The 10130-nt window shown below is 38.9% G+C and carries 9 protein-coding genes and 1 tRNA gene; 4 read left to right on the forward strand and 6 right to left on the reverse strand.

Translation table 11 applies throughout. From position 1 onward, the window contains the following. The first annotated feature begins 168 nt into the window (after positions 1 to 168). On the forward strand, positions 169 to 381 hold the full coding sequence (locus tag HMPREF1141_RS04330; protein WP_009061436.1) for a cold-shock protein: 213 nt from the start codon (positions 169 to 171) through the stop codon (positions 379 to 381). Positions 382 to 789: 408 nt separating this feature from the next. On the opposite strand, the gene HMPREF1141_RS04335 is transcribed toward HMPREF1141_RS04330, so the two are convergent. The 4 genes from HMPREF1141_RS04335 to HMPREF1141_RS04345 all read right to left on the reverse strand — a co-directional run bounded on the left by HMPREF1141_RS04335 (position 790) and on the right by HMPREF1141_RS04345 (position 3496). After that, the gene (locus HMPREF1141_RS04335; protein ID WP_081487974.1) at positions 790 to 1083 is read right to left on the reverse strand and encodes a RusA family crossover junction endodeoxyribonuclease; all 294 of its coding nucleotides are present in this window, start codon (positions 1081 to 1083) and stop codon (positions 790 to 792) included. Continuing rightward, positions 1064 to 1201, reverse strand: coding sequence for a hypothetical protein (locus tag HMPREF1141_RS17480; protein WP_196795023.1), 138 nt, complete (start codon positions 1199 to 1201; stop codon positions 1064 to 1066). Before HMPREF1141_RS17480 ends, HMPREF1141_RS04335 begins: the two co-directional genes overlap by 20 nt. Before the next feature lie 183 nt (positions 1202 to 1384). Next, positions 1385 to 3010: a SulP family inorganic anion transporter gene (locus HMPREF1141_RS04340; RefSeq protein ID WP_009061386.1), complete on the reverse strand. Its 1626-nt coding sequence runs from the start codon at positions 3008 to 3010 to the stop codon at positions 1385 to 1387. 409 nt (positions 3011 to 3419) lie between these two features. Next, positions 3420 to 3496, reverse strand: a tRNA-Tyr gene (locus HMPREF1141_RS04345). 524 nt (positions 3497 to 4020) lie between these two features. Here HMPREF1141_RS04345 and HMPREF1141_RS04350 point away from each other — a divergent pair. Further along, the gene (locus tag HMPREF1141_RS04350) at positions 4021 to 5835 is read left to right on the forward strand and encodes a hypothetical protein (protein WP_009061434.1); all 1815 of its coding nucleotides are present in this window, start codon (positions 4021 to 4023) and stop codon (positions 5833 to 5835) included. Between the two features lie 407 nt (positions 5836 to 6242). Continuing rightward, positions 6243 to 6743 carry a hypothetical protein gene (locus HMPREF1141_RS04355; protein ID WP_035316548.1) on the forward strand — a complete coding sequence of 167 codons (501 nt, stop codon included), beginning with the start codon at positions 6243 to 6245 and terminating at the stop codon, positions 6741 to 6743. 429 nt (positions 6744 to 7172) lie between these two features. Here HMPREF1141_RS04355 and HMPREF1141_RS04360 read toward each other — a convergent pair whose 3' ends face one another. Beyond that, complete coding sequence (locus HMPREF1141_RS04360; protein WP_009061405.1) at positions 7173 to 7682, reverse strand: hypothetical protein; 510 nt, start codon at positions 7680 to 7682, stop codon at positions 7173 to 7175. Positions 7683 to 7888: 206 nt separating this feature from the next. On the opposite strand from HMPREF1141_RS04360, the gene HMPREF1141_RS17275 reads away from it, so the two are divergent. Continuing rightward, a complete protein-coding gene (locus HMPREF1141_RS17275) occupies positions 7889 to 8095 on the forward strand; it encodes a hypothetical protein (protein WP_155863487.1) in 207 nt (68 codons plus the stop codon). Positions 8096 to 8936: 841 nt separating this feature from the next. Here HMPREF1141_RS17275 and HMPREF1141_RS04370 read toward each other — a convergent pair. After that, positions 8937 to 9221: a GlsB/YeaQ/YmgE family stress response membrane protein gene (locus HMPREF1141_RS04370; protein WP_035316551.1), complete on the reverse strand. Its 285-nt coding sequence runs from the start codon at positions 9219 to 9221 to the stop codon at positions 8937 to 8939. Positions 9222 to 10130 lie beyond the last annotated feature (909 nt).

The following is a 10130-nucleotide window of genomic DNA, read 5'->3' on the forward strand; positions in this document are numbered from 1 at the left end:
TCAATAATTTTTCTTGACATTTTTGTAAATGCGTGATATATTAAATGAGTATTCTAAGTGTACGATTGTCTCACATTTTTTGTAAGTCATTCACATTGTGATGGTTTACATAAGATGTGAGTTTTTTTATACCATGAGTGCTAATAAATTTATGGAGGTACCAATTATATGAATAATGGTACAGTAAAATGGTTCAATTCCGAAAAGGGCTTCGGCTTCATTACCAACGATAACGGCAGTGACGATGTGTTCGTTCATTTCTCTGCAATTGTTTCCGAAGGCTATAAAAGCCTCAATGAAGGTGACAAGGTCACTTTCGATACGGAACAGGATCCCAAAAACAGCCGCAAACTGCGTGCTGCTAACGTACGTGTAGCCTAAATCATTAGGCTCTTTCCGACAATTAGGCAGATTTATTAATTTTAGTAATGTTTTTGCCTTGCGTAGCATATACTACTATTAGTCTTCTTTTACTGCTTTGCTGATTGACGCGAATTACTGCGGCAATAGGCGGCAGACCAATTGTAGTATCCTACAATGAAAGTCTATGCTCCACCGCTCCTTAATGGGGCGGTTTTTTATTACATAGGCATTCATACTTGAGACATATTTTTTTAATATTATGTTAACAAATATATTGATGGGGGTCTGGACATGAGCCAAAATGAAAAAGCGGTCCTACAAAGCAAGTTAGCGGTGTATTCAGTCTGCTACCAGGAGGCCAAGAAAGCGGAGGACCTTAAGCGTATGGTGCGTCTAGGAACGATCATGAATGATTTAAAAAATGAATTATCCATACTGGTAGATTAGGCGGCAGCTCTTGCATGATAGCAGGAGCTGCTTTTGTTTTTGTCTACTTATCTCTGTACAATGCATCTCCATAATCTTCACAAACGTTCGCGACGCCTCTGCGTAATACTTTGCAATCTGCGTTGTGACAATCTTCGCATCGTCTTTATACGCCAGCTCGTTCAGAGCGTCGCAGATGATTTTCACGATGTTGTCGCGGTCCGGCTTTTTCGCGGGGCGAAGCATGCCGGAAAGCATCTCTGCTTTTACCCGTTTACTCTTGCTCCTGGACATCGGGTAGTGCGCTGTGATTTTGATGAAATAGCCTGCAATAGCCCTTGCCGCAAATCATCACTTCTTTGTCATCATATGATTCAAAAGGGGTAATATCACTTAAAACCGATTGGCTCATACCGAATTCCACCCACAATGAAATAGATAGAAATCTTATTTAAAAAAGTACGCATTTTTCTGCATAGGAATTTTCAAAGAAAATGTAATGTATGTCTGTTTTCTTTCAGTATATAAGAAGAAACCGCATCGGACAAAGGCTTTGTGCGGTTTCTATTAAAAAGCTTTGCTATGCAGCACTCTTTTATTCTTGTAAATGAGATAAAATAGCGTCCTTTGCGTTAAAGTAATAAGAATTAGAGCCCACCACATCTGTAATTCCGGCACGGTCCAGCATATCTTTTACTGTTGGCTGAATACTGGAAAACAAGATGGTAACTCCCTTGTTCTGCTGTTCCCGGCAATAATCCAGCAAAAACGCAACGGCAGAGGTGTCAATAAAAGGTACGCCGCGCATAGACAGAATCAGCACATCTGCATCTGCCTGAGCCAGCCCGGTTTCAAGCTGCTCCAGTGAGCCGAAAAAGACGGCGCCGGTAATATAAACTACCTGAATATGACGGCTGGCCTCTGTGGGCAACTCTAACCGTTTTGAATCCAGCTCGCTGACAGAAATTTGCAGATTTGAAATATGGATCACAAAGATTGCAATCGAGAATAGAACTCCCACGGCAATGGCTATGGTCAGGTCGAACAGCACGGTGGTCAGCATGGTAATCACAAATTTTGAGATGCCGCCTTTGAATTTATGAATGCATAAATATCGTATGCTTTCCCACTCATTCATACGCCATGCAGTGACCATTAACACACCCGCAAGCGCCGCCATAGGGATTTGGGACATAAGGGGGCTAAGTAAAAACATAGACAACAACAGAACCACGCCCTGTATGATGCCGGTTAATCTGCTTTGACAGCCCGATTTAATGGCTACGCTGGTTCGGGCAATGGCTGCTGTGGCGGGCACACCGCCAAAAAAGGGAAGTAACAGATTACCCACACCTTGTGCCACCAGTTCCCGGTCAGCATTCATTCGTTCTCCCTTCATACGCCCTGCTGCTGCGCCGCATAACAGGCTTTCAATCATACAAAGTACCGCAATGCTGACTGCAGGCAGTAAAATAACCTCGGGTTCCATCTGCAACAAAGAGGTAAGGGTCAGGCGGTTGGTATGTATCAGTGTTTGAGGAATCGCGCCTACGGTCTGCACAGGTAGCTCAAATACCGCAGAAAGCACCGTGGCAGTGATTACCGCAGCCAAAGAGCCTGGCACTTTGGCACCCAATTTTACAGGCCAAAGCATCATCAGTACAATGACAAACAGGCCAATTGCCAGTGAGTACCAATTGGGGGTTACTCCCCTTTGCACCATAGATGCCACACGCTCCAACGCGTTGTTCCCTGTCAGGGTTACCCCAAATAAATTGCCTGCCTGTCCCAGTGCAATGATGATAGCAATGCCGGAGGTAAAGCCCGAAATAACAGGGGAGGGCAAAAAATACACCAAGTTCCCTAAACGGAAAAGCCCCGCCAGTATTAGCATAAGGCCTGCCAATAAAGACGCAGCAAATAAGGTGTCTAATCCATAACGGGCTGCCAAAGGAACCAAAATGGCTGTCATGGCGCCGGTAGGGCCAGAGATTTGAAAGGATGCGCCAGAAAGGGCAGAAATAATAAAAGCAGAAATAATTGCTGTAATCAGACCAGCAGCGGCATCTGCACCACTGCCTACACCAAAGGCCAATGCCAGCGGTAAAGCAACAGCCGCAACGGTAATCCCCGAAAGAAAATCCTTGCGCAGTGCTGTGGGCCCATATCCGTTAAACTCTCTTTTTAAATCTGCCGCGTAATCCGTTACCAAGTGAAACAATTGACTCCCTCTTTCTTAAGCTGATCATATCAATCCAGACCTTTAGAATGATAGCAAAATGCGTGGGGGGTGTCAAATAAGCTGTTGCGCTCTTTCATAACAAAATATCAAACAATATGAAATCATTCATACAAGTTTTAACTTTTGTTCTTAACTTATAATGATATCATCCAAACAGTAAAATCTAGAAAAGAAAGATACCCAAAGAATTTTTACTCGTAGTCAATTCTTTGGAAACATCAATAGTTTCATACAGAAAAACTAATTTTCAAAAAAGAACTCCGTAAAGAAAGAAAATCTTGAAACAGGCTAACGTTTCAGTGGTTCCATTTCGCTTTCTACCCTGTTTTGGGGTATTTCGGCACATAGCAAAACCTGCATGGTCTCAACAGCCATGCGGTTTTTTCGGTGGAGGAGGGTTGATTCGAACCACCGAAACGTAACAGATTTACAGTCTGCCCCCTTTGGCCACTCGGGAACTCCTCCATATTTACCTTTATCTCAAACAAGCAACGGCATCTCTCCGCTCTTGCTGACCGTCGAAGCGTGGAGCTGATGGACGGACTTGAACCCCCCGACCCGCTGATTACAAAACTAGACCGAGGAGTTTTGAGAAGTGTTAAGAGAGGCTCTGAAAGCCTTGAAATACCCGGAAATACTGGATTCTTTCTTATTTTACATCCACTGTGATATCGGTGTAAAAAAATAGTATGGATACTAAGTAGATATCTCAAAACTAATAACAACTTTTTCTCATTATGTATCACTGAATTTATTATGCATCATATATTCATATATAAAAAACCAGATAAATTCTCATTTTTAGTTGATTTATAAAATATAAGAAAGTAAAATGGAATTAATGTAAATATTTGGTATTTAGTTTTCATTATAGCAATAATGGGAAGCTTGTCTGACTGTAATTACTCATTTATTATCTATTGCATAAACGCTTATGAGTTAGCTTTCATATGAAAATAAACTGCGGGCTCATTGGAGTAGGAGGAAAAATGAACGAAAAAAATAATACAAAATCACTAATTGTGGGGTGGGTTATAACCTTAATTATCACATTGATTGGTGCATACTTCGCATTTTATATTTCACGCTCCACTGTCGATTTGAAATACACACTTTCAGAAAGAATTGTAATCAATACACAAGGCGAAAGTGTGCAGCAACTTGAAATTAAAAATTTAGGTAATGCATCTGCTGAGAAAATAGTTATCAATTTAATCGGTGATATTAAAACTCATTCAATAACCAAAAATGTTGAAAATGATGAAGTTCAGGAGTTTTCTAAGACAGATGGTTTGCAAATTGTTTATCCTGAATTACCTCCGCAGAGCAGCATCAAAATTGCACTGACCTCTACAGGAAGAGATGGTAGTAAAGTTTCAATAAGTCATAGTAAAGGTGTAGCAAGTGAAGCGCTCTCCTCCTCATCGCCAAGTATCATAGGCATAATTTTAGCTATTATTTATTTTTTTATGATCGGATTTTACATTTGGTTTAATATTAAGAACACTTTTATTTTCATATGGTCCAGGCGTGTAATGAGCAAATATAATATAGAAAAGGTATTAGAACGGCCTTTACCACCTGTATTTTTAAAAAAAGAGTGGAATGATATAAGAGAATTTGCATTGCAACAAGTATCAGTAGAAATTATAGATGAGGCAGACGAACCATTTTTCCCTGTGGCAAGCAAAAATTGCTTTAAATTCCTTGAAGAAAAGGTGTTTGTTAATTGTGTGTTTTCAGATGAAGAAAAAATGAAATTAGTGAAAACTGCACAAGAATCTGTGGAGTTATTAATTCACATGAAGTGTGATAAAATATACAACTTATCTGAATTTAAAGATTTATTGAAATTAGATAAGCCAAAACTTTTCCTCGAAGAAAATTGGAGCAGTTTACGAGATGAAGTAATCACTTTCTATTGCCGTGCAATAACTAGAAACGACTCTATGTATTTAAAAATAAGTAAGATAGATGATTGCGAAACTATAAAAGTATTATCCTGCAACTTGGATTTTTTAGATGAAGGAGAACATACAAATTTTACAAAAACTGTTAAGGATAACTTTCTTAGAACTCTCAAGCAAGAGATTCACAATTTACAACCTTACAGTCAAAAAGATATTGAGGCACTCTGTCAGACACCAAAACCCCCATTCATTTTACAACACGAGTGGGATGAAGTTATAGCAGTTGCAAGGCAGAAATTTGCACTTTTGAATCTGCAAAAGGTGTCAACTTGGAGCATGAGCAAGGAGGAGTGCGAGGAAATATTCGCACTTGACATTCCACAAAGCTTGCAAGGCAAAGAGTGGATCGAATTCATGGCGCTTTTAGAGAAATATTACAGTGTTTTTGCATTTGAGGTCTTCTTAAAAACATTTTCTGTGGAAAAGGTTGTTGAGAATTTCCAAATAAATCACATTTATAATTGGGATGCAATACAAGAAATCTTCAGAGAAATAGAAAATTCTTGTTATATTCAAAAAGCTATAATGTCGACGCCTAATGATCTGAATGATATTATGAAACCAGAAAGTATCAGCGAACAATTGGCAAATTCAATTGAAACATACATCAAGGAAAAGAAACTTCTCTCAGAAGAATTAGCAAATGCAAAAAAAGAGCGCATTCAGTTTACTGATTTAAAAGAAAAGGTCTTAGCTCAATTGGAATTCATTAATACTGTTTTAGAAGTCCCTTTATCTATTGAACGCGTCGAAGATTATGAAAACATATTTTCCAAGGGAAACTATGAGAATCTTAAAAAGATTGCTAAAATTTTAAAAACTGATTGTCAATGATGAATGAAACATATTGTTATCAGTAACTTCGCATTATGTTTATTATATGAAATTCCAATTAGTGAATCGACCAGGATACGGAAATTGCTGTATCTCTTTACGATTTAATTCCAGTCGCTTCCTATATTTTAATAATTACCCCATTCTTGTTGTCAAACTGCCAGAGAAATATCAGTACTATAGACGATTCATTCTGTGCACGGATCGCCCGCACCAGCATCTGAGTCGTCAAACTTGACAACTCTGATTTTTTTCTGCTGTTTTTTCGATTTGCTCGTTTATGCTACTTTACTTAACTTAACAAATAGATACTATAATAACACTCGCAGACCCGCGCATTGATATGGATTTTTTTCCTTCATCCGTGTATGATAGTTTCATCAAGCCAAAAAGATAGGAGTATAACAATGCTACACGATGAACACTGCGGCTGCAACCATGAGTACCCCCGCCAGACTGATGCCCATGCCGTGCCGGTTGAGGTGACGGAAAACCAAAAGGACTTTCTCCATCAACTCAGTCACAACCATTATCTGCCCGTGGCCCGGTTCACGATAAAGGATAGCCGGGAGGAAGATTTTGTCTCCACCGCCCTGGCGCCGGTTTTCCTGCGCTCGGCAACCGACGACATGAAGACGGTCAAAGAGGCAGGGGCTTTCCTGCAAAGACTGGAAGATTTGGGCCTTGTCACCCTGGATTACGACATTCCACTGAACGGGTACGGTTATGAGGAATACAAGGAAAGCGCACTCTACGAGTATTTCTGCGCAACGGTGGCGGAGGGGGCCTCCAGACCCAACTTTTTGGGCAATACCCCGGTGCTGGAGCTGGGCAGCATAGTGCTGACTGAGGCGGGGGAGCAGATCGCCGCCGCTCACTGTGACCAAAATCATCATCACCACGGGTAGGAAGATTGAAAGGCGTTTTGTTGGCGGAACGCCCTTAAGTCCCCCTCTGGATGATTTCGTTTTGAATGGGAAACCCTGCTTTTCGACTATCCAAAACCTTGATTTTACAGGATTTTTCATATAAATGCTGTAGTACCACTCGCACCAAATGTTAAGCCCGGGAATCCGCATCAATGTGGGTTCCCGGGCTCTCATTTCTCTTGAAAATACCATTTGGAGGCTTTATTGGGGGTTTACGAGTGAAATTTCAGGGGCAGGGCAAAGGCGATCGTCTCCGATGCCGTGGCCTATACTTTCTCAAAAATATGGGCGTAAATGTTTGTTGTAGTGAATACCTGAGAGTGACCCAGGGCGGTAGAATCCGTCTTAACATCCACGCCGTTTGTGATCAGTAGCGAGGCATTCAGATAAAGTAAAGAGCAGGAGAATCTAATGATTCTCCTGCTCTTGCTGTTCCTTATCCCATTTGTCTTTTAGAGCACTTAAAAATACAGGTAGTTTCGAAGTGCTTAAGGGGATAAATATCGCACTGTCAATGATGTCGATGTATGCAAATTTATCATCTGTATGTATTTGTATGATATCCTTAATACTAATTTTTTTAACTGTGACACTTGTCGAAAAGATGATTTCCTCATCAGACAAATAAAGGGTCTTATTATTTGTAAAAAAATCTTTCCCAAGCTTCATGATGTTCGCTTTCGCTTGTTCCTTCACAATAATGTTATGTAATTTATAATTCAAAAAAACCACAGCAATTAAAATAAATGCAAATTCAATAATAACCTTTACCGATGCGTGACTGGCTGCTAAAATCGTTATGAAAAGTCCGGTAAGAAGCAACGCAGCTGTGGTAAGAATTCTCTTGTTATTTTTTTTTGCTGACCTCAAAGCAAATTCAATATAATCGCATTCAGTAAAGTTGTATGTTAGTTTCATTTCCTCGCTTCCCTATGCCAATATCTTACCATTTTGCCGTAATTTGTCAATGCACTCTTGGCATGAAAAAAGCAAGTGATATTCTATTTCTATTCTAAAAGTGGACAATACAGAATTAATTGATCCCGCAGAAGTAAACAGGGAGTCTGCAGGATCTTTTTTCTCCTGATTTTGATCGGACGAATATACAATAAGCTGGTTTGCAAATGCCTGCTGTGACCGCTTTGGAGGCATCAACTCGTTTAAAAGCGGTGAACGCAAGTATGAGCTTTCAACTGATCGATTTCGATGTGCATGTGCAGGAAAATGCGAACCGAACAGCTGTTTTTTATGTTGGGGATAGAACAGTTCCTTATCTTTGGGGAAGAGATAACAGCAAAATGGTATCAGACATAGAATTTGATTTCATGTAGATTTGATGTACGGTTTAAGCTGATCAGTAAGGGGAAGAAGGCTTTGATTAACGGTTCCGAACAATTATTAAGATAACAGCTATCAAAAAGCAGTGATCTCCTTAGCCGGATGATTTCGGTTGAGGGGATTTTGTATTTATTAAAATCTGTTCTCAGATAAGAGAACTCCCTTATCTGGATTTATGTTATAATACAAGCGAGTAATGGGGGGAAGTAGTGATGAACGATAATTGGATGTCCGTAATATCCGCTTTATTAGGTACAGTTTTGGGATACTTTCTAAATTTTACAAAGGAGTATTTTGAAAAGAGATTTCAGACAATTGTATCCTTTAGAGATGAAACGCATCTCATAGAGAATCAAATAAAATATCATTTCAAGCATATTTTGATATAGTCAATAAGGGCCACCAAACCGAATGTGTTAATGAAGTCCTTGTGCAGCTTCTTGCAGTAGAATCTGATTATCAAGAATATTTTCGACCGACAATCGAATTAGTAATAGAACATAAAGATGCATCGAACAGTGTAATTTTGATTCCTCCAAATCAGGCGCTGACTTTAAAGCTTTCCGTACAATTAGAGAAGGATATCAATAATCATTTATTATTTGGAAATGTCGAAAAAGCATTATCGTATAACGCGGTCGCCTGTTTTAAATTTCTGAATAGAGACAAGGAGATAACGTGCGATATCCCTGTTTTTGCAATAATGGAAGCTTCATAATGAATTAATTTTTAAAATATAAATTCCCCTGCCGGCTAAAAGCTATTAAAGTAAACAACAGAAGAGCCCGTGGATTTCATCCAGTGGGCTCTTCTGTTTTATTGTCTATGAGGAGGTTATCTATTAATAGGTTGATCCGCGTTATCATGTCTTGATTTCTGAACAAGATTAATAATTAACAACAGAATGATTGATCCTATTATTGCTACAACCAAGCTCCAAAGATTAAATCCAGTAAACCCTACACCAGTAATAAGGTTAAATACGAACCCGCCAATAAATGCACCTGCAATACCGATGCATACATTAGCGAAAGCCCCCATTTCTGAATTTTTACCAACGATCATACTGGCGATCCATCCTGCTAACGCACCTAATACAATCCATGTAATGATGCCCATATGATTTCATCTACTTTCTAAATTATATTTTTGTCCAGGTCTTTCTCTACTTAGAATAACCGATTGATAAAAATTTATGAATTTATCAATCTAAATAAAAACCTTCTCAATCGATATTTCTTCCATCCGAGGATACATTTTATACAGGCCTTCGAAAAAAAATCAATTTTATAAGAAATAGAAGAGGCATAGTCCATAAATAGAGTGTGTTTTTATTTGAGGATTGCAGCAATTGCCGCAATAGACAATCCTAAGGGAATCTCTCTTTTGATGAGGGAAGATGATTATGTATTCGAGGTCATTGTAATAATAATATGCGATCTGACAAATTTTGCAATTCTGCGATTTTATATTTATTTTGTTGTAATTGGGTATATCCGGTAATATAATGAATTTAAGGTTGATGATTGAAAATGGCGAATGACAGATTCTGGCAATCATGTGAAGCTTGGTATGAAATTTTAAATGTATTGGGCTTGATAGGGACATGTAATTTCATAACCATCAATTAAAAGATTGTTTGAAACTTTCCCTAACACAAACGATGTAAATTGCTCATGCTGTTTATGACAGACAAGGCAGATAATATTAAAATGACCTGTTTTTATATAAATTCTATTTGTACTGAAAAATAATCAAGAAGGATCTCTTAAATATGTCCAAAGAACAAATATTAAGAGCCTATCCATAAATTAAAACAAGGTGTAAAATAGGGACTGGTGAGAGAAGAATGAAAGAGAAGAAATCTTATCAGTCATGGACAATATCGGATGAGTTTTGGGAAGAAATCAAGGATAAGATACCAGTAAAAAAGCGGGACCCGCAGAAAAAGTATAAACACGCACCCGGACAAGGCCGTCCTCCGATACCGCCAAGGAAAGTGCTGGAAGGGATTTTTTACGTATTACG

The sequence above is a fragment of the Clostridium sp. MSTE9 genome (assembly GCF_000277625.1).
Lineage (GTDB): Bacteria > Bacillota > Clostridia > Oscillospirales > Acutalibacteraceae > Faecalispora > Faecalispora jeddahensis.